Origin of the sequence: Clostridium gallinarum (assembly GCF_014836325.1) — a bacterium.
Lineage (GTDB): Bacteria > Bacillota > Clostridia > Clostridiales > Clostridiaceae > Clostridium > Clostridium gallinarum.
Genome location: NZ_JACSQZ010000004.1, coordinates 12907 through 34503, shown reverse-complemented (window position 1 = coordinate 34503; position 21597 = coordinate 12907). Strand labels below are relative to the sequence as shown.

Sequence of the window (21597 nt, the reverse complement as noted above, 5' to 3'; positions counted from 1 at the left end):
AATTTGGAAAAAAGTGGAGGTGTGATGGTGAATTATACTTTATTAAATCCTCTATTAGTTATAGTTAATCTAATAATTGAAATAAATACTAGCATTATATTTGGGTTTTCGTTAACTGAAGTTAATTTAAGAAAAGTTCTTAAAAAAAGTATTTTTATAAGTGTTGTAGCTGGTGTTTTATTTTATTATTCTAGTATTTTTACAAACAAAAATATTTCTGTATTATTCATTTGCTTAATTACGATACCTTGTATATATTTTTTTATAAAAATACCTTTTTCACAAGTGATTATAATAGTACTTCTTGCATTAACATTTGATCTTTGCATAATAAAGCTTTTAGAATATAATATTTTAAATATATTATTAATTAAAAATAATATTGCAGAAGATGTTGTTATACAATCGTCTGTAGCTATATTTCAATTTCTTAGCAATATAGTTATTACAATGATAATATACAATAATAGTGTAGTATTTTTTCCTGAATTTATATTTGAAGATAAGATATTATTTAATGATTCATCTGATTACTATAACATAAATATTTATTCAATAGAATTTATATTATTAAGCCTTAATTTTGTATTATATATTATGTTCTTAGAACTACATTATTTTAGATTTAATTTTAGAATTATTTTAGTATTTTTAAGTATAATAATTTCTTCATTATTATTATTTTATTTAAAATCTAATATCCAATATAAGAGTAAACTTAGGGAACTTTTATCTGACAGTCAACATCAAAAAGAAATACTCGCCTATTATAACGTAATAAGATCTCAAAGACATGATTTTAATTTTCATCTTAATGCTATATACGCACTTATAAATGATAAAAACTATTTAGATTGTAAAAAATATATAGAAGATATAGTAAAAGACGCAGGATACATAAATGAATTGCTTCCATTACATCATCCTATAATTGGAGCTATGTTAAATACTTTTAAAGAAATTGCAAATCAGAAAGGTATAGAAATTAATTATTACATTTATGATAATTTAATAGATATGCCATGTTCGGTATATGAAATGAATAAAATATTAGGGAATTTAATTCAAAATGCTATTGATGAACTTCAAAATGAAAGTCAAAATAATCTTAAAATAGATGTGGATATTTCAAAGGAGAGAGAATCAATTGTGCTAAAAGTTAAGAATAGCACAAATTCTGAGAAAGAGTGTATAAAGAGTATTTTTGATATTGGTTATACAACTAAGAAAAATCATGAGGGGCTAGGATTACCGATGATACAAAAAATTTTACTTAAATATAATGGAGTTATTTATTCTGAAATATTAGATAATGAAATAAGTTTTATAGTTAGAATTCCGGTATTACACTAATATTTTTTATGGAGGGGCGATTAAATAATGTTAATAAAAAGCTTAATAGTAGATAATGATAAAAATTGCATAAATATTTTAAAAAAAGAACTTCAAGCCTTTTCTTTTATAAAAATAGAAGGAGAATTTAATAGGGCACAAGATTTAGTTCTATTTTTACAGAATAATGATATAGATTTAATATTTTTAGATATTGAAATGGGATCAATTGATGGTATAGAGATTGCTAGGCAGATAAAAAAACTTAATTTAAATACTTTAATTATTTTTGTAACAGGACATCCTGGATTTGCTTTAGAAGGATATGAAGTTTATCCAGTGGATTTTCTAATTAAACCTATTAATAAACTTAGATTAGAAAAAGCCTTAAATAAGGTTAAAGAAATTAAATCTTTAAAATTTAATAATAATGATTATAAAATAGGTATAAATGTAGATAATGGTATAAGAATGATAAATGTAAATGAGATTTTATATATAGAAAAGCAAGGAAGAAGAATTTTGGTTGTATGTAAAAATAACGAAATAATATATTCTAAAGAATCAATGAAAAATTTAGAAAATATATTTTCAGATTTTGATTTTTATAGACCACATCAATCCTTTTTAGTACCAATAAACCAAATAAAAGCTATATATCCAGATAAATATACAAGGTCATATGTAATTGAATTATTTGATAGCAAAAATACTATACCTGTAAGTAGAAATAAATATTCAAATTTAAGAGAACTTTTAGAGAAGAAAACAAAAGGATTAATAGTTTATTGAATCCTAAAAAAGTGTTAGAAGTACTATAATAGAATGAGAAATGCTTGTTAAATTTTTATTCAATTTTAATATTAATAATTACTATTTAAATTTTGTATTATAAATCAATTTATTTAAAGTTTCGAAATAACTTATATTAATAAGAATTAAATGTAAAAATAAATAAAATAAAATTGTTTAAAAGTTAACAATAATTATTGAAAAATATTTCAAATTTTGATATAATTATATTACAACAAAGAAAACGAAGTTTTAGGGGGATTTATAATGAATAAAAGATTGATTGCATTACTATGTGGAACAGTTATGGTATTTTCTTTAACAGGATGTGGAAATAAAGCTGATAATAATGTAACTGAAAATAATACAGGAGTAATTATTGAAAATGCAAGCGTTGATAGTATATCAAAAGCATCAACTAAAGCTTTCTATGAAGAGAGTTCTTTAAAAGGTCAAGAATTAGTAGATGCGGTTAATGCTAGAACTGGAACATTTACATATGCAACTACAAATGAAGATGGATCACCAAACTTAGCAATATTTGGCTTTGGAATGATTGATGAAAATTATGCAATGGCTGGAATATCAGAAAATCAAACTTTAGAAAATTTAAAGAGAAATAAAATAGCAGTAGTTTCTTTCTATCAATATGATGCAAATGCAACAGATAAACTTGAAAGAAACAAAGGTGCAAGATTAGTTGTAAAAGTTATTGAAGACCAAGCAAAAATAGACGAATTAAAGGGTAAGACAGAAGGTAAATCAAACGAAAATACAACTTTCTTTGAAATAGTAGAAATTAAACCATTAGGATAATATAGATAGCTATCACTGAAATTTTATTAAAAATACAGTGATAGTTTTTATTTTTAAATTTTTTATGAGATGATATTGATTTAAATGAATAAATAAAAAAATTGACTTTATAATATTATATTCTTATTTAAGACTTTCAATTGATGAGTTAATTTTACTCAATAATTTATTCAAAGTATTTTTTTCTTCTGTATCAAGTTCATCTGTTAAATTACTACATAATATTGGTAATATATCGGATACAACTTTTAGTGAAATTTTTTCTAAATGCTCCATTAATAAGATAAGCAAATCATGCCCTTTTGAAGTTAAATTTATTAGTCTAACTCTATTATCATTTTTAGATGGATTTATAGATACTAAATCTTTAGCTTCTAAACTTTTAATAATATAGTTCGTTGTACTATGAGCAAACTCGAAAGAAGAAGTAATATCTCCCATAGTACTTTCTCCGTATTTATATAAATAATATAAAACTATTTTTTCTTCTTTTTTCAAGGAGATAGTTTGATCATTAACATTAAATGGCTTTCCAAACCAGTCTTTATATTTTTTGTTTTCATCAAAGTTCATGTCTATTAATTTATTTACTAGCATAATTACACCTCTATTAGTAGATTGAATATTTTATAAAAATTATAGCATAAAAGATAAATAAAAGATTAAAAAAAAATATTTCAATAATTGAAATAAATTAATATTGGTAGTATAATAAAATAAATATTTCAATTTTTGAAATAAATGTTGAGTAGGAGAGTGCTTTATGAATATTTTTACACCTATTAAGATTGGAAATGTTGAAATAAAAAATAGAATTATGTTTCCACCATTAACTACGTCTTTTGAAGAAAGAGGGGGAATCATAACTCCTAAAGCAATAGAGTTTTATAGAGAAATAGCAAAGGGTGGAACAGGATTAATTGTAGTTGGGGATGTTTCAGCAGTTGCAGCTTTTTCAAAAACTCCAACACTTCATCATGATGGATTAATAGAAGGTCATAAAAATTTAACAGATGCAGTTCATAAAGAAGGAAGTAAGATAGCTGCACAAATATTTTATCCAGAAGTAGATCCAGACATAATAATGAATGAAGCGAGAGTAAATGGAATGCCTTCAGCAATGAAGCTTCATCATAGATTATTTAATGAATTTGTAAATGAAGTTGATAAAGCTGGAATAGAAAAAATACAAAATTTAATTGTTGATGTAGCAGTAAGAGCTCAAAAAGCTGGATATGATATGTTACAACTACATGGAGATAGATTAATAGGTATGTTCTGTTCACCTATTTTAAATAAGAGAACAGATGAATATGGTGGTTCTTTTGAAAATAGAGCAAGATTTGTATTAGAAGTAATGGACAAGATAAGAGCTGTATTACCTGATATGGCAATAGATTATAAAATGTCTATTATTAGAATGAATCCAAGAAAAGGTTTTGGTGGTCCAACATTAGAAGAAGCTAAAATATTAGTTAAGTGGTTAGAAGAAAAGGGGGTTAATTCATTTCATGTAGCGCTTGCAAATCATGGAGAATTAATAAATACAATACCTTCAATGGGTTTAGAGCCTTATGGATGTTTCTTAGATTTAGCAGAAGAAATAAAATCAGTTGCCACTGTTCCAGTAAGTTGTGTTGGTAGAATATTAAAACCAGAAATGGTTAGAGATATATTAGATACTAATAAGGCTGATATAGTTGCTTTAGGAAGACAACTAGTTGCAGATCCTAATTGGCCAATAAAGGTTTTAGAAGGAAAAGAAGATGAAATAAGATACTGTATTATGTGTAATAGAGGATGTGCAGATAAATTACTTGCACATGGAAGTATAGCATGTTCAATTAACCCTATTAATGGTTTAGAGAAAGAAATTCTAATAACAGAAGCAGAAAATAAAAAGAATATATTAGTAGTTGGTGCAGGGGTAGCTGGACTTGAAGCAGCATGTGTAGCAGCTGAAAGAGGACACAAGGTTACAGTATTAGAAAAAGAAGATAAGCTATTTGGACAATTAAACATAGCTATGGCTCCTCCAAATAAATCTGAAATGGAAAGATTAATGGAATATTATTCAAAGCAAATAAAACGTCTTAATATAGAAGTTAGAACTGGTGTAGAAGCAACAGTAGAACTTATAAAAGAGTTTAATTGTGATGAAGTAATAATTGCTACAGGAGCAACTAGTATAGTTCCTAAATTTGATGGAATCGAAAATATGAGAGTTGTATCAGCTTGGGATGTTCTAAATGGAACACAAGAATTAGAAGGTAGAATTGCGATTATAGGAGCTGGGTTTGTAGGTATTGAAACTGCAGAATATGTAGCAGAAAAAAATAAGGAAGCTTTTGTAGTTGAGCTAAGTGATAAAGTTTTAGGTGGCGAAAAAGCAACTAACATGGAGATTATGTTTAAGAATCTTGAAGATCATAATGTAGAAATTTTTAAATCACACAAGCTTGTATCAATAGAAAAAGATCATATAAAGGTTGAGCATGCTGATGCAATTAAAGAAATGTCATGTGATATGGTAGTAGTTGCAATTGGAGCAAAATCAGAAAATGCATTATCAAATAAATTAAATGAAGCAGGAATAGCACATCATTTAATAGGGGATTGTAAAAATGTAAGATTAATAGGTGATGCAGTAAGAGATGGATTTAATTTAGCTGTAACTTTATAATTAAATATATAAATATATTACGGAGTTATTAGATTTTTTAGTAGATAGAATGTATAAGAAATTACTTTAAATATTTATTTATAATAGCGAGAAATATATCTTTTTAATAAGAAAATAATAAAAAGTCTGTACTTAAATATTTTTTATTTAAGTACAGACTTTTATTAAAATTTTTAGTTTATAGTTATTTCACTCTTATATTATTGAATAAAAATAGAAATTTTAAATCAACCCATGTTTTTTCATTGAATTATAAATACCATCTTCGGCTATATCCTCAGTAACTTCATCAGCTATTTCTTTTAAAGCTTCTTTAGCATTACCAACAGCAATTCCATACTGACAATACTCTAGCATATCAATATCGTTTAATCCATCACCATAAGCATATGTATTTTCTTTTGGAATATTTAGGTGCTTAATCAGTTTATCAATAGCATATTGTTTATTAACACCTGGTACTGATAATTCTCCACTGTTATCTCCAAACATAGGAACTGTACAATGGATAACATTAAACTCTTTTTCAAACTCCTTATAAACAGTTTCAAAAGGGAAGGCATCATGTTCTAAAAAACAAATTTTATTAACATCAGTTCTATGTAAATCATATCCTTCCTTTAGGGCTTCAATAAAGTGGCTAGGTGATTCTTCTTTTAATTTAACTGCATTAGGATCATTTTCTAAATCACCATAAATGATTCTTTCTAATCTTGGTATAAGGTTTTTACTAGCGTAAAGTCCACCATTACTTTCAACATAATAATCAAAGCCATTTGTATCAAAAAAGTCAACTACATGAGTAACTTCATTTAAAGACACTTGCTTATGATATAAAATCTTATCTCCAATTTCTACAAAACCTCCACCAGCGCCAATAATACCATCGAAGCCAACGTCTAAAATATAAGGATAAATTTCAGCTTTGCTTCTGCCTGTACACAAAAAGCATAGATTTCCTTTTTTTCTTGTTTCCTTAATTGCTCTTATAGTAGATTCAGGAATATATTCTCTAGATGGTCTAACATCTACAAGTGTACCATCAACATCGAAAAATATAATTTTCTTACTCATATTAGTATCCTCCATTTATGTAACTATTAAATTTATGTCTTTATACACCTTATTATAAATAATTTTTTATATAAATTTATTTCAAAAATTAAAAATCATAAATAGTTATAATAAATTTATATATTAAGCTAGAATTAAAGAATTGTAGCTATATTATTGTAATCCCTGAACTACTCAAAATAATAAAGAATAATAAATGTGAATTACTATAATTAAAGGTATATAATAAAAGAAGGTATAAAAGTAAAAATATGCAAGGGAGAGGACAGTATGTTAGATATACTAATAACTAATGGATTAATAGTAGATGGTACAGGTAGCCAAGCATATAATATGGATTTAGGAATTAAAGAAGGAAAGATAGTTAAAATTGAAAAATCTATAGAAGAAGATGCTAAAAGAATATTAAATGCAGAAGGGCTTATTGTATCACCTGGATTTATAGATGTACATAGTCATAATGATTTAGTACCTTTTATGGATGAAGAGATTCAAAATCTTAAGATAAGACAAGGTGTTACTACAGAATTAGTTGGACAATGTGGATTAGGGGTTATACCTTGTTTAGAAGATGAAAGTAAGCTTTGGAAAAACTATATAAAAGGAGTTGTTGGTTCTCCTAATATAAAATTTGATTTTAAAGATGTTAAGGATTATTTCAATAAAATAAGTAATAAGGGAATTAAAAATAATTATGCTGTACTTATTTCTCATGGAGCAATTAGAGCAAAAGTAAAAGGATTTGATTCCTCAGAAGCTAATGAAAATGAAATTAAAGATATGTGTATTTTAATTGAAAATGCAATGAGGCAAGGGGCTATAGGTATGTCTTTAGGACTTCAATATATGCCTGGAATTTATAGTGGAGAGAAAGAGTTAATAGAATTATGTAAGATTGTTAAAAATTATAATGGTGTAGTTATGGTACATGTAAGAAATCATGATAGGAACATAATAAAAGCCATAAATGAAGTCATTAATATAGCACGTATTTCAGGAGTAAGAATCCATATATCTCATATGAGATCTTATGATTCAAAAGAACTTGGATGTAAGGCAGAAAAGTTAATTAATTTAGTTGATGAAGCTATTAAGAATGGGGTAGATATCACATTCGATGAACATTTATATCTTTCTGGAAGCACTTTAATGACTCAACTTTTACCACCTTGGATAACACAAGATGGAAATGAGGTTATGTTAAAAATGCTTAAAGATAATAATACTATAGAAAGAATAAAAAAAGAGCTTGAGGATTTAAATACTAATTATGTTGGGTGGGATAATTATAGCTCTATTGCTAGTTGGGATGGCATATTAATAACATCATTAAACAAAGAAGAAAATTTAAAGTATATAGGGAGAACAGTTGGTGAAATTTCTAGAGAAGAAAATATTCATCCAGTAAATTTTGTAGCAAACTTGCTTGTCTCTGAAGAAAGTGGAGTTGGGATAGTAACATTAAATATATTTTCAGAAGAGGATACAATAAATCTTATAAAGCACCCACTTCAAATGGTTGGATCAGATAGTATTCCTGCAGGAGATCCACATCCAAGGTTATATGGAAACTATCCCCTATTTATAGGGAAATATATTAGAGATAAAAAAGCTTTGAGTTTAGAAGAAGGTATTTATAAATGTACATTATTACCAGCTACAACTTTAGGATTAGAGGATAGAGGAGTTTTAACGATAGGGAAGATAGCCGATATAACTATATTTGATTTTGATAACATAGTTGGGTATGAAGACTATATAAATAAATCTAGGAGTCCTAAAGGTATAAAATATGTAATAGTTAACGGGAAATTAATTATGGATAATGAATTAATATTAGAAGATAAAAATGGAATAGTGGTAAATAAATAGTTAAAATGTTTAATAGACTATGAATAAAATTTTAAGTATATATTGACAAATTCAGAAAAATAATGTAATATATACATAAAATTAAATAAATGCCTCACTAACTTGTGAGGTAGAGGCGCAAAATTTAACAGTCTTTAGTGGAGTTTGAGAAAGCTATGAAGCTAGGGAGAAGGAAATTTTGCCGAAGCTTGTAATACTTCTCAATATTACTTGCTGGGTCTGTAGTTAAGAGCTACAGGACTGTCTTAATAAACTTCCCGGTTTATTAAGTTGTGCTATCTCGAATGGGAAAAGATGAGGGTAAAATAGCTATGAAGTTAAGCTGAGCCCAAAAGGTTCAGTTATTTTTTTATAGTATCTTATCTGAATTATTTAGGATAGCACCAACCAATTAGGTTGGTATTTTTATTTTCTAAAAAAAATTATTATAAGAAAGAGAGGATATATACTATGAAGAAAAAATTATCATTATTAATTGCAGGTGTATTAACAGCAGCAATAACATTAACAGGTTGTGGATCAGGAAAGGGTAACGATACTTCATCAGAAGATGTGTTTAGAGTTGGGATGGAGGCAGGATATGCTCCTTTTAACTGGACTCAAACAGATGACTCAAATGGAGCTGTAAAGATAAATGGAGGCTCAGAATACGCTGGGGGATATGATGTAGAAATTGCTAAAAAAATAGCTGATTCATTAGGGAAAAAATTAGAAATTGTTAAAACTGAATGGGACGGGCTAGTTCCAGCATTAACTTCAGGAAAGATAGATGCAATTATAGCAGGTATGTCTCCAACAGAAGAACGTAAGGAAACAATAGATTTTACAGATGTTTATTATAAATCAGATTTAGTTATGCTTGTTAAAAAAGGTGGAGCTTATGAAAATGCAGAAACATTAAAGGATTTTTCAGGAGCTAAAATAACAGCACAATTAAATACATTCCACTATTCAGTTATAGATCAAATTCCAAATGTAAATAAGCAAACAGCTATGGATAATTTCCCAGCTATGAGAGTTGCATTAGAATCAGGAGTTATAGATGGATACGTGACAGAAAGACCAGAAGCACTTAGTGCACAAATGGCTAATGAAAACTTCAAAATGGTAGAATTTAAAGAAGGATTTGAAACTTCAGAAGAAGACACAGCTATAGCTGTTGGACTTAAGAAGGATAGTGAATTAAAAGATAAAATAAATGAAATTTTAAAAGGAATTTCTGACGAAGAAAGATTAGAAATAATGGATACTGCTATTAAAAATCAACCAGCAGCACAGTAGTCCTATAAGGAGAGTAGAAGATGAGTTTTAGCGATATAATAAAAATAATTTCTAACAACTGGCAAGGGTTTTTGCGTGGGGCAGGAATTACTTTATTAATTTCAATAGTAGGTACATTAATAGGTACAGTTATTGGACTTATAATAGGAGTAGTTAGAACAATACCAGTACCGGAAAAGGGTATAAAAAGAATAATTTTAAAAGTGGTTAATGTAATTTTATCTGCTTATATAGAATTTTTCAGAGGAACTCCTATGATTGTTCAAGCAATGGTAATATATTATGGATCAGCAGCTGCTTTAGGAATAAATGTTAATGCAATAGTTGCAGGTTTATTTATAGTTTCTATAAATACTGGAGCTTATATGTCAGAAATAGTAAGAGGGGGCATAGTTTCTATAGATAAAGGACAATTTGAAGCTGCACAAGCTATTGGAATGAATCACTTTCAAACTATGATAAATGTAGTATTACCACAAGTTATTAGAAATATATTACCGGCTACAGGGAATGAGTTTGTTATTAATATTAAAGATACATCAGTATTAAATGTAATTTCAGTATCTGAATTATATTTCCAAACTAAATCAGTAGCAGGAAATAACTTTAAATATTTTGAGTCATTTACAGTAGCGTGTATTCTTTATTTTATAATGACATTTACAGTTACTAGAATATTAAGATATTTAGAGAAGAAAATAGATGGTCCAGAAAACTATATAATAGCTGGAAATCAAATGCAAGTTTCTAAACCAGAAGATATGGTTAATAAAGCTGTGTAATGGCCTAAGGAGGAAATAGTATGGAAAAAGTAATAGAAGTTAAACATTTAAGTAAATCCTTTGGAAGTCATGAAGTTTTAAAGGACATAGATTTTTCAGTGAAAAAGGGAGAAGTTGTATGTTTAATAGGATCATCAGGTTCTGGTAAATCTACATTATTAAGATGTATAAATCTTTTAGAAAAACCATCAGGTGGAGAAATAATATATAATGGGGAAAATATATTAGATGATAAGCATGATATATATAAATATAGAACTAAGCTAGGAATGGTTTTTCAACAATTTAATTTATTTAACAATCATGATGTCTTAAGCAATTGTGTTGTAGGACAAGTAAAAGTATTAGGAAGATCAAAGGAAGAAGCCGAAAAAGTTGCTATGAAGTACTTAGATATAGTAGGAATGAGCAATTATATAAATGCTAAACCTAAACAGTTATCAGGTGGACAAAAACAAAGAGTAGCTATAGCTAGAGCTTTATCTATGGAACCTGATGTAATATTATTTGATGAACCAACATCAGCATTAGATCCTGAAATGGTTGGAGAAGTATTAAAAGTAATGAAGGAACTAGCAGAAACAGGGCTTACTATGCTAGTTGTCACACATGAAATGGGATTTGCTAAGGAAGTTTCAGATAGAGTAGTATTTATGAATAACGGTGTAATAGAAGAAGAAGGTACTCCAGATGAAATATTTAATAATCCAAAGAAAGAGCGTACTCGTGAATTCTTAAAACGTACATTAAATAATTAATAAAGAAAAAAGATACTATCTTGTAATTAGGTAGTATCTTTTTTATTTAAGTTAGAAAGTATAAAAAGTTATGCCTTGTTATTAACTATTTATACTTTCCTTCCTTCAGTTTGTAAAGAGATAAACATTGTATGAGGGCGACTTGGAGCTTGCGACGGAACATGGATATGATACTTTAACACTTTTTTATGAATTTAATTAAGATATAGCAAATATAAATATAGGAATGAAACTTTTTAATGTGGGGAGAAGATTTATGCCAAAAGGATTTTACACTTTTAATAATTATTTAAAAATAAATTCAGGTCTTATTACAGCATCTATGGAAGATTATATAGAAATGATTTATAGATTATCTAATGAAATAGGATTTACTAGGGTTGGAGATTTATCAAAGGCTTTAAATGTAAAACCGGCATCAATAACCAATATGATAAAAAAATTGGATGAATTAAGTTTAGTTTCTTATGAAAAATACGGATATATAAAATTGACTGATGATGGAAAAATTTATGGAGAGTATTTATTATATAGGCATAATACTATTGAAAAATTTTTAAGGACTATAGGTGTTTCTAAAAATATATTAGAAGAAACTGAAAAGATAGAGCATGTATTAAATAAAGATACCTTTCAAAGAATAGAAAATTTTATTGAAATAATTGATAATTATCCAATAATAAAGGAAAAGTTGGGGAATAATAAAAAATAAATCATTTGAAGAAAGGTGTCGTTAGTATATGAAGTCGATTTGGAGTGAAAGTTATAATATAAAAAGTAAGGGAGAATTAAAAGATGTAAATGAAGCTGAAGTTATCATAATAGGGGGAGGGATAACAGGACTTCTTACAGCTTATATGCTTAAAGAAAAAGGAGTAGAGGCAGTAATAATAGATAGAGGAAAGGTTTTGCAAGGAAATACAATAAATACTACTGCAAAGATAACAATACAACATAATATTATATATGATAAACTAATTAAGGAATTTGGTAAAGAAAATGCATCTAGATATGCATTGGCTAATAAACTAGCATTAGAAAATTATGAAGAAATAATAAAAAAAAATAATATAGATTGTGAATTTGAAATAGAAGATGCATATGTATATACTTTAGATAATTCAAAAAAAATAGAAGATGAATATGAAGCAGCTATAAGTATAGGAATAGATGCAGAATTAGTTGATAATATAGAACTTCCATTTAGTATAAAAAAAGCATTAAAATTTAAGAATCAAGCTAATTTCAATCCGATTAAATTTTTAAATTTTATAGCTAAAGATTTGACTATATATGAAAATACAACAGCTTTAGATATAAAAAATGATGTTGTAATTACTGATAAGGGAAGAATAAAAGCTAAGAGTATAGTAGTAGCAACTCATTTTCCTATTATAAATGTTCCGGGATATTATTTCTTAAGAATGCATCAAGAAAGAGAATATGTTATTGCATTAAAAAATGCTCAAATACTAAATGGGATGTATATAGATGAAAAAGATGGGGGATATTCTTTTAGAAGATATAAGGACTATCTAATTTTAGGAGGGGTATCTGCTAGAACAGGAGATAATCAAGAAGGTGGGGCATGGGATAAATTAAGAGAATTAGCTAAAAAACTTTATCCTGAATCAATAGAGGAGTATCATTGGTCGGCACAAGATTGTATAACATCAGATGGGATTCCTTTTATAGGAGTTTACTCTAAAGATATGCCAAATGTATATGTTGCTACTGGATTTAACAAGTGGGGAATGACATCTTCTATGGTTTCATCTATTATAATTAGTGGAATGATCACAGGTAAGGAATATGATTTTAATGAAATTTTCTCTCCAAGTAGATTTGATATGACTGCATCTATAAAGAATTTAGCAAAGGATGGATTTGAAACAACATATAATTTCATAGCACAAAAAATAAGAATTCCAATGGAAACTATAGATAATATAAAAAATGGAGAAGCCGGTATAATTACTTATGAGGGGAATAAAGTCGGGGTATATAAAACAAAAGAAGGAAGGGCATATACTGTATCTACGAAATGTCCACATTTAGGGTGTGAAGTAAAATGGAATGCTGACGATTTATCTTGGGATTGTCCTTGTCATGGTTCTAGATTTGATTATCGTGGTAATTTCTTAGATTCTCCAGCTATTAAAGAGTTAAAATATGAAAAATAAGGATTTTTACGGGAAGAAAAAAGGATATTTTGAAGGCTGGTATTTTAAGAATCAATTTGAGGATAATGTAATATCATTTATACCAGGAATAAATATAAAAGAAAACGGAGAAAAGTATTCCTTTATACAAGTTATAACAAAAACCAAATCATATAATATTAATTATGATTTCAAGGATTTTAGTATAAGTGCTGATAAGTTAACTATAAAGATAAAAGACAATATATTTTCTACTAAAGGAATAATAATAAATATAAAAAATAAAGATATACATATTAAAGGTAGACTTACTTATAATAATATAACTCCTATAAAAAGTGATATAATGGGACTTTTTAAATACTTTTCATTTATGGAATGCTATCATGGAGTTTTAAGCTTAAACCATACGGTTAATGGAAGTTTATATATAAATAATGAAGAAATGAAATTTATATATGGAAAAGGATATATAGAAAAAGACTTAGGAAAATCATTTCCAGAAACTTATTTATGGATTCAAAGTAATGATTTTTCAATAGAAGATACTAGTATTATGGTTTCAATAGCAGATATACCTTTCTTAGGATGCAAGTTTAAAGGGTGTATTGCAGTAGTTTATTATAAGGGAAAAGAATATAGATTTGCTACATATAATGGAGTTAAAATAGTTTTATATAATGAGAAGAAAATAGTTATAAAAAGAGGAAAATATAAATTAGAAGTAGATATAGATGGATTATCAGGTCAAAGATTATTAGCTCCTAATGCTGGAGAAATGACAAGAACTATATATGAAAATATAAATTGCACTGCTAGATTTAAATTTTATAAAAATAATAAATTAAATTTTAACTTAGTTAGTAAAACAACTAGTTTTGAATATGTTAATGATTAAAGGGAAGCTAAGAAATTTTAGCTTCCTTTTAATGTGTTATTTAGTTTATAATTTATATTATTAGAGTATTTTAAATATTTTAGCGTAAAATATCGAATTTAGTATTAATTTAAAAATATTACTAACGATAAAATAAATATAAAGAATATTGTTAAGGAGTATGAAATGAAAAAAGCACATAATAAAAAGAGAACTTTGAAAAAAGACATAAAAAGTTTACTGTTAAAGGCTTCAATAATTCCTATACTAGTAATTGCTACTCTAAATACTATATCTTCAAATACTAAAAATACTAAGATTAATAATGAAAGAAATAGTGGGAGTATTAACTTAGTAAAAGAAAAAATAGAAAGTAATAGCAGTTATATAGAAAAAGATATAAATTTTTTATTACTAAATAACTATTTTAATTCAGTTAATAAGAATAGAGATAGTCAAGCTGTTCAAGATATATTAGATGATTATATAAAAGTAAATAAGGATGTAATATCTATATATGTTGGAACAGAGGATGGAAGATTTATTTTATCACCATATGAAGTAATGGATAGCACCTATGATGCAAGAAGTAGAGAATGGTATCAAAAAGCAATAAATAGCCCAGGAGAAATGATAGTATCAGAACCTTATAGGGATATAACTAATAATAAAATGCTTATTACATATTCTAAAGCAATATTTAATAATGATGGAGAGCTTCAAGGAGTAATAGGAATAGATAAAAATTTTGAAGGAGTGTTACAGGGATTAACTTCAGAAAATGAAACTAATGATATATTGATTTCATTAATTAGTGAAAACGGAGTAATAATTTTCGATTCTAATGATACTCTTATTGGTAAAAAGGCAGATAGTATTGATTGGATAAAGAAAGCCATTGAGAATAAAGAAAATAAAATTAGTTATGCAAAAGTTGATAACAAGTATTATTCTATAATGAGATCTTTTGATGAAAATAGTAAATTAAATATTATTTTACTTAGAAATGCACAAGAAATATTACTTGAGTATGCTTTACAAGTAATATTCCCAATAATTATATTTATAATAATATTAATAGTTATTATTAGAATGTCAAATAAATTTACAAAAAAATTAACAGAACCAATAAATGATATTGTTAGAGTTTTAAAGAAATTAGAGATAGGGGATTTTACAGAAAGTATAGAATCTAAGGATATATATAATGAAGAAGTAAACAGTATGATTAATGGAGTAAAATCTCTTGTATCTGATATGAGTATTTTATTATCAGGTGTTAAAGAGGCTTCAGAAAAAGTTAAGGATGGTGCAATAACTTTATTTGATATAATATCAGAATCCAGTAATGTTGGAGAAGAAATAGCTAAATCTGTACAAGAAATAGCTGGAGGAGCAACAAATCAAGCAGCTCAATTAGATGAAAGTGTAAATATAGTATCAGGTTTAGAAGATGAAGTAAATAAATCTATAGTTAGTTCTAATAATATGTTAAACTCTTCAAAAGAAGTTAAAAAATCTTCAGAAGAAGGATATCTAGCAATAGAAAATTTAAATGTAAAGTATAATGAAAATATACAAGCTAGTGATAATATAGTACGAAAAGTTGATGTATTAACAGTAAAATCTAATGAAGTTGGAACTATAATTGATGCAATAAAATCAATTACTGAACAAACAAATCTATTAGCATTAAATGCTAGTATAGAAGCGGCAAGAGCAGGGGAAGTTGGTAGAGGATTTGCTGTAGTAGCAGATGAAGTAAGAAAATTAGCAGAGGAATCATCTAAATCAGCAGTTCAAATAAATGAAGTGTTAAGTGAAATCAAGAGCAGTATAAATGAATTATATAAAGAAACAATGTTAACTAATAAAATAAATAAGGAAACTTCAGAAAGTTTAAAAATAACTAAAGAGAAATTTGAAGTTATAGATAATACTATAAATTATCTTGAAGGAAGCATTACTGATGTAACTGTATCATTAGATAGAATTATAAAAAGTAAAGATAAAGTTGTTAATAATATTTCTGAAGTAGCAGCCGTATCACAAGAAACAGCGGCAATTACTGAGGAAGTAAGTGCTGCATCTGAAGAACAATCATCAGGATTACAAGAAATGTCAAGTCAAGCAGAATCTCTTAAAGAGTATTCTGAAATACTAAATAGATTAATACAAAAATTTAAAATTTCCTAAGAATAATAAAAGGTGCATACGATATTGTATGCACCTTAAATATTACATTGATTTATGGAATGTTCTATTTATAACATCTAATTGTTGCTCTCTAGTTAACTTAATGAAGTTTACAGCATATCCTGAAACTCTTATAGTTAATTGAGGATAATTTTCTGGATGATCCATAGCATCTAATAAAGTTTCTCTATCAAATACATTTACATTTAAGTGTTGAGCACCTTGAGAGAAGTATCCATCCATCATAGCGCCTAGGTTATGGATTCTGTTTTCAGCATCTTTTCCTAATGCATCAGGAATTATTGAGAATGTGTTAGAAACACCATCTTGTGAGTGTTCATATGGTATTTTAGCAACTGAGTTTAATGAAGCTAAAGCACCGTTGTTATCTCTTCCGTGCATTGGGTTAGCCCCTGGTGCAAATGGTTCTCCAGCCTTTCTTCCGCATGGAGTAGTACCAGTTTTCTTACCGTAAACAACGTTAGAAGTAATTGTTAATACTGATTGAGTGTGGTAAGCATTTCTATAAGTTTTATTTTGTCTTATTTTATTCATCATGCTTTCAACTAACCATACAGCTATTTCATCAGCTCTATCGTCATCATTTCCGTATTTAGGGAAGTCTCCTTCAACTTCGAAGTCGATAGCTATTCCTTCTTCGTTTCTTATTGGCTTAACTTTAGCGTATTTAATAGCAGAAAGTGAGTCAGCACAAACTGAAAGTCCAGCTATACCACAAGCCATTGTTCTAAATACATCTCTATCATGCAGCGCCATTTGTAATTTTTCATAAGAATATTTATCATGCATATAGTGAATAACATTTAAAGTATTAACATAAAGGTTTGCTAACCAATCTGTCATAACTTCAAATCTATCCATTACTTCATTGTAATCTAAATAATCACCATTTAATGGAGCAGTCTTAGGTCCAACTTGAACTCCTGACTTTTCATCTCTACCACCATTTATAGCGTATAGTAAAGTTTTAGCTAAGTTAACTCTAGCACCGAAGAATTGCATTTGCTTACCAACTCTCATTGCAGATACACAACAAGCAATAGCATAGTCATCTCCCCAGTATGGAGCCATTAAGTCATCATTTTCATATTGAACTGAGCTTGTATCAATAGAAACCTTAGAACAGAAGTCTTTAAATCCTTGAGGTAATCTAGTTGACCAAAGAACAGTTAGGTTTGGTTCTGGTGATGGTCCTAAAGTATATAGTGTATTTAATACTCTGAATGAGTTCTTAGTAACTAAAGTTCTTCCATCTAAGCCCATACCACCAATTGATTCAGTAACCCAAGTAGGATCTCCTGAGAATAAATCATTGTATTCTGGAGTTCTTAAGAATTTAACTAATCTTAACTTCATAACAAAGTGATCCATTAATTCTTGAGCTTCTTCTTCAGTGATTAAACCAGCCTTTAAATCTCTTTCGATATATATATCTAAGAAAGTTGAAGTTCTTCCAAGAGACATAGCAGCACCGTTTTGGTCTTTTATAGCTCCTAAGAATCCAAAGTATAACCATTGAATAGCTTCTTTAGCGTTTGTAGCAGGTTTAGAAATATCAAAACCGTAAGTTTGAGCTAGTCCTTTTAATTCGTTTAATGCATTGATTTGATCAGAAATTTCTTCTCTTAATCTAATTACATCTTCATCTATTGTTTTAACTTCTAAGCTAAGCTTTTGAGCAATTTTATCTTCTATTAATCTATCTACACCATATAGAGCAACTCTTCTATAGTCACCTATAATTCTTCCTCTACCATAAGCATCAGGAAGTCCTGTTATAACACCAGATTTTCTAGCTAGTCTCATTTCAGTAGTGTAAGCATCAAAAACACCTTGGTTGTGAGTTTTTCTATATTTTGAGAAAATTTCAGAGATTTTTGGGCTTACTTCATATCCATAAGCTTTAGCAGCACTTTCAGCCATTCTAATACCACCATAAGGCATTACAGCTCTTTTTAATGGAGCATCTGTTTGAACACCAACTATTTTTTCAAAAGCTTCATCTATATATCCAGCTTTATATTCATTGATACCGGAAATAGTTTCAGTGTCAACATCTAAAACTCCACCATTTTCTCTTTCTTTTTTAAATAATTCACTTACTTCTTCCCATAGTTTTTTAGTTGCATCTGTAGCGCCAGATAAAAAACTATCATCGCCAGTGTATGGAGTATAATTTAATTGAATAAAGTTTCTAACATCAACAGATTTAACCCATTGACCTTCTTTGAAATTGATCCATTCTTGCTTCATACATTGCACTCCTTTTCTATAAATTAACAAACATTATTATTAATGGAAATTATTATCAATAAAGAATATTTATCATTTACATTTTATCATTAAATAGAAAGAAAAGCAAGAAAAGTGTTTAAATTTTAACAAAGGTATAAGTAAATAAAATTTATTGAATATAGAAATTAAGCAATTATAATTATAATAGAAAATTAATAAAAATAAGGAGGATTTGTAGTGGAAAATAATAAAAAAATTTGTAGATGTAGAAATGTTAGTTATTTGGATATTATAAATGCAATTAAATCTGGTGCTAGTGATATAGAAGATATAATGGAACTTACAGGAGCTGCAACATGTTGTGGAGGATGTACGAGTGAAATTTTATCAATGCTAGAAATAAAAAAATAAGTATTAATAAAAAATATCCTTTATATTAATTTATGAAGGATATTTTTTGTAAATAATAGAATAGTATAGTAATGCAGAGATATATATAGTATTTCAGGAAAAATAAACAGTATTTGTTATTATTTATAAATTAGGGCTTTGAATAAAAAACTTAATTGTAATATAATATATTTATAACCAAATTAATTTAGTAAATTTAGATAGGAGTGTAGTAAAGTGAAAAGTTTAAAAGGTACAAAAACAGCTGAAAATTTAATGAAATCCTTTGCGGGAGAATGTCAAGCAAGAACAAGATATACTTATTATGCAAGTGTAGCTAAAAAAGAAGGTTATGTACAAATTTCAAACATATTTACAGAAACTGCTGAGCAAGAAAAAGAACATGCAAAGAGATTTTATAAGTTCTTAAAAGATGAATTTGCAGGTGAAGCAATTGAAATTAATGCTGCATATCCAGTAGGTCTATATGAAGATACTGCTAGTAACCTAAGAGCAGCAGCAGCAGGAGAACATGAAGAATGGTCAAAAGACTATCCTGAATTTGCAAGAGTAGCAAGAGAAGAAGGTTTCCCAGCAATAGCTGTAGCATATGAAAGAATTACAGAAGTTGAAAATATGCATGAAAGAAGATACAATAAGCTTCTTAAGAATTTAGAAGAAGGTACAGTATTTAAGAAGGATGAAGTAGTTTTATGGAAATGTGGAAACTGCGGATTTATATTTGAAGGAGAAGAAGCTCCAGAAGCATGTCCAGCATGCTTACATCCAAAAGCTTACTTTGAATTATTCTGTGAAAATTATTAAGATAATTTTATAAGGGGTGTCATAGGACATCCCTTTTTTTAAAAATAATAATTTATTAATTAAATTATTGAAATAAAAAATTATTAAGGAAAGGTGGGAAAGAAATGTTTTTAAAAGAGTTAAGTAAAGATGAATCAATGTGTTTTTTAAATTTAGTTTCTACTTTTGCTAGAGTAGATAATAAATTTGCAGAAGAAGAAAAAAGATTAATATCGAATTATAAAGAGGAACTAGGTATTAAAGATGAAGATGTTAAATTTATAGAATATAGAGACATAATGGATTTGTTAAAGAATTGTGATTATAGAGCTAAATCTATTATATATTTTGAATTAGTAGGAGTAGCTTTAGTAGATGGAGAACTTGAAGTTTCAGAAATAGACTTTTTAGATAAAATAGCAGAAGAGTTTGAAATAACAAGGGCAAAAAGAATAGCTATAGCAAATTATTTTTATGATTTTGATGACATATATAACTTTACAACTATAACTACAGATAGTAATATACAGCTTTTAAAAGAAAAAGCAGAGATAATATTATAAGTTTATAAATAGAATTTTTAGTAATTATAAAATGTATTAAATGATTTTTTTAGGACAAAATAATACCAAAATAGTAGGAGGTGTTATTTTGAATAATAAAGATGATAATATGGTAGGAGGACTACCTAAAAATATAAATAAAGAAGTACCAACAGCAAAAGATGATGCTAAAACAATAACCGGATTAATAAAGAAATCTGGTGAGATAGTAGGTTATGAACTTTCTAATAGTGAAAGAGTAACCAAAGAACAAGGGGTACAAATGGCTAAGGAAGGAAACATTGCTGGGGTAGCAGTAGGAGTTTCTAAAAAAGGTGAAGAATATTTAAGAAGTTTACCAGATCAAGACGAAAATAATAATTTAAGTTCATTGCCAACGGTGGAATAAAGCAATTATAGATAAGAAAAAGATATTTAATAAAATTTTTAACCTTCTAAGAATATTTAATTCTTTGTAAATTTGTAACGTAAAGTTTACTATTTTACTATTATGGTTTTATTGAAAAATAAAAATATATTATGTAGAATTGAATTACATCAAGATATATTCAACAATAAGGGGGTTAAGTATATGATGGTAATATTAGTACTAGCAATATCAGCATTTGCATCATATAAGTTAGCAGAAGAGAAAAGACAAAATAAAATTCTGTGGACAATAGGGACAGCACTTGTAGGACCATTACTTTTAGTAGTTCAATATCTATTGGCTTGGTATAGTTGTAAGAATGAAGTTAAATAGTTTTTATATATAAGTATACTGGATAAAATATTTGTTTTAATAAATATTTTATCCAGTTTTTTATTATTTAAGAAATTATATCTATATACAAATTGTATATGATTTTATAAGAGGAGTAAAATTCGTAGTGTAAGAATTAGCGACTTAATAATTTCATTCATTCAGTTTGCAAAGAGATAAACATTGTATGACGGTGACTTGGAGCTCATGCGACGGA

At 27.4% G+C, this 21597-nt stretch carries 20 protein-coding genes and 1 riboswitch; of the genes, 17 read left to right on the top strand and 3 right to left on the bottom strand.

Features of this window, described 5'->3' with window-relative positions; translation table 11 throughout:
* The first annotated feature begins 27 nt into the window (after nt 1-27).
* The 3 genes from H9660_RS16580 (at nt 28) to H9660_RS01705 (ending at nt 2940) form a co-directional block, all read left to right on the top strand.
* On the top strand, nt 28-1353 hold the full coding sequence (locus tag H9660_RS16580; RefSeq protein WP_191747911.1) for a GHKL domain-containing protein: 1326 nt from the start codon (nt 28-30) through the stop codon (nt 1351-1353).
* A gap of 27 nt (nt 1354-1380) precedes the next feature.
* A complete protein-coding gene (locus tag H9660_RS01710) occupies nt 1381-2124 on the top strand; it encodes a LytR/AlgR family response regulator transcription factor (RefSeq protein WP_191747909.1) in 744 nt (247 codons plus the stop codon).
* Nucleotides 2125-2391: 267 nt separating this feature from the next.
* Nucleotides 2392-2940, top strand: a complete 549-nt coding sequence (locus H9660_RS01705; RefSeq protein ID WP_191747907.1) for a pyridoxamine 5'-phosphate oxidase family protein — start codon at nt 2392-2394, stop codon at nt 2938-2940.
* Between the two features lie 123 nt (nt 2941-3063).
* Here the strand turns inward: H9660_RS01705 and H9660_RS01700 are convergent, their stop codons facing one another.
* Nucleotides 3064-3537 carry a MarR family winged helix-turn-helix transcriptional regulator gene (locus tag H9660_RS01700; protein ID WP_191747905.1) on the bottom strand — a complete coding sequence of 158 codons (474 nt, stop codon included), beginning with the start codon at nt 3535-3537 and terminating at the stop codon, nt 3064-3066.
* A 166-nt stretch (nt 3538-3703) separates the two neighbouring features.
* On the opposite strand from H9660_RS01700, the gene bilR reads away from it, so the two are divergent.
* Nucleotides 3704-5623: a bilirubin reductase, long form gene (bilR, locus tag H9660_RS01695; protein ID WP_191747903.1), complete on the top strand. Its 1920-nt coding sequence runs from the start codon at nt 3704-3706 to the stop codon at nt 5621-5623.
* A 222-nt stretch (nt 5624-5845) separates the two neighbouring features.
* Here the strand turns inward: bilR and H9660_RS01690 are convergent, their stop codons facing one another.
* The gene (locus tag H9660_RS01690; RefSeq protein WP_191747901.1) at nt 5846-6697 is read right to left on the bottom strand and encodes a Cof-type HAD-IIB family hydrolase; all 852 of its coding nucleotides are present in this window, start codon (nt 6695-6697) and stop codon (nt 5846-5848) included.
* 222 nt (nt 6698-6919) lie between these two features.
* Between H9660_RS01690 and H9660_RS16575 the strand changes: the two genes are divergently transcribed.
* The 8 genes from H9660_RS16575 to H9660_RS01650 all read left to right on the top strand — a co-directional run bounded on the left by H9660_RS16575 (nt 6920) and on the right by H9660_RS01650 (nt 16625).
* Nucleotides 6920-8569 carry an N-acyl-D-amino-acid deacylase family protein gene (locus H9660_RS16575; protein ID WP_341479560.1) on the top strand — a complete coding sequence of 550 codons (1650 nt, stop codon included), beginning with the start codon at nt 6920-6922 and terminating at the stop codon, nt 8567-8569.
* 102 nt (nt 8570-8671) lie between these two features.
* Nucleotides 8672-8855: riboswitch (Lysine riboswitch) on the top strand.
* A gap of 164 nt (nt 8856-9019) precedes the next feature.
* Nucleotides 9020-9850: a transporter substrate-binding domain-containing protein gene (locus H9660_RS01680; protein ID WP_191747897.1), complete on the top strand. Its 831-nt coding sequence runs from the start codon at nt 9020-9022 to the stop codon at nt 9848-9850.
* A gap of 20 nt (nt 9851-9870) precedes the next feature.
* Nucleotides 9871-10632: an amino acid ABC transporter permease gene (locus H9660_RS01675; protein WP_191747896.1), complete on the top strand. Its 762-nt coding sequence runs from the start codon at nt 9871-9873 to the stop codon at nt 10630-10632.
* A 20-nt stretch (nt 10633-10652) separates the two neighbouring features.
* Entirely contained in the window at nt 10653-11390 is a 738-nt protein-coding gene (locus H9660_RS01670; protein WP_191747895.1) for an amino acid ABC transporter ATP-binding protein, read from the top strand.
* 256 nt (nt 11391-11646) lie between these two features.
* Nucleotides 11647-12102 (top strand): metal-dependent transcriptional regulator, encoded by a 456-nt coding sequence (locus H9660_RS01665; protein WP_191747894.1) that lies wholly within the window; start codon nt 11647-11649, stop codon nt 12100-12102.
* A gap of 28 nt (nt 12103-12130) precedes the next feature.
* Nucleotides 12131-13573: an FAD-dependent oxidoreductase gene (locus tag H9660_RS01660; protein ID WP_191747893.1), complete on the top strand. Its 1443-nt coding sequence runs from the start codon at nt 12131-12133 to the stop codon at nt 13571-13573.
* Complete coding sequence (locus H9660_RS01655) at nt 13563-14450, top strand: tocopherol cyclase family protein (RefSeq protein ID WP_191747892.1); 888 nt, start codon at nt 13563-13565, stop codon at nt 14448-14450. Before H9660_RS01660 ends, H9660_RS01655 begins: the two co-directional genes overlap by 11 nt.
* Nucleotides 14451-14615: 165 nt before the next feature.
* Complete coding sequence (locus H9660_RS01650) at nt 14616-16625, top strand: HAMP domain-containing methyl-accepting chemotaxis protein (protein ID WP_191747891.1); 2010 nt, start codon at nt 14616-14618, stop codon at nt 16623-16625.
* A gap of 42 nt (nt 16626-16667) precedes the next feature.
* Here the strand turns inward: H9660_RS01650 and pflB are convergent, their stop codons facing one another.
* On the bottom strand, nt 16668-18899 hold the full coding sequence (pflB, locus tag H9660_RS01645) for a formate C-acetyltransferase (protein ID WP_191747890.1): 2232 nt from the start codon (nt 18897-18899) through the stop codon (nt 16668-16670).
* A 219-nt stretch (nt 18900-19118) separates the two neighbouring features.
* Here pflB and H9660_RS01640 point away from each other — a divergent pair, with 219 nt between their 5' ends.
* The 5 genes from H9660_RS01640 (at nt 19119) to H9660_RS01620 (ending at nt 21380) form a co-directional block, all read left to right on the top strand.
* Complete coding sequence (locus tag H9660_RS01640) at nt 19119-19292, top strand: (2Fe-2S)-binding protein (RefSeq protein ID WP_191747889.1); 174 nt, start codon at nt 19119-19121, stop codon at nt 19290-19292.
* Between the two features lie 216 nt (nt 19293-19508).
* A complete protein-coding gene (gene rbr / locus H9660_RS01635) occupies nt 19509-20096 on the top strand; it encodes a rubrerythrin (RefSeq protein ID WP_191747888.1) in 588 nt (195 codons plus the stop codon).
* Between the two features lie 104 nt (nt 20097-20200).
* Entirely contained in the window at nt 20201-20638 is a 438-nt protein-coding gene (locus H9660_RS01630) for a tellurite resistance TerB family protein (protein ID WP_191747887.1), read from the top strand.
* Between the two features lie 109 nt (nt 20639-20747).
* Complete coding sequence (locus tag H9660_RS01625) at nt 20748-21026, top strand: DUF3892 domain-containing protein (protein ID WP_423738999.1); 279 nt, start codon at nt 20748-20750, stop codon at nt 21024-21026.
* Between the two features lie 183 nt (nt 21027-21209).
* Nucleotides 21210-21380, top strand: a complete 171-nt coding sequence (locus H9660_RS01620; protein ID WP_191747883.1) for a hypothetical protein — start codon at nt 21210-21212, stop codon at nt 21378-21380.
* The last annotated feature ends 217 nt before the right edge of the window (nt 21381-21597 follow it).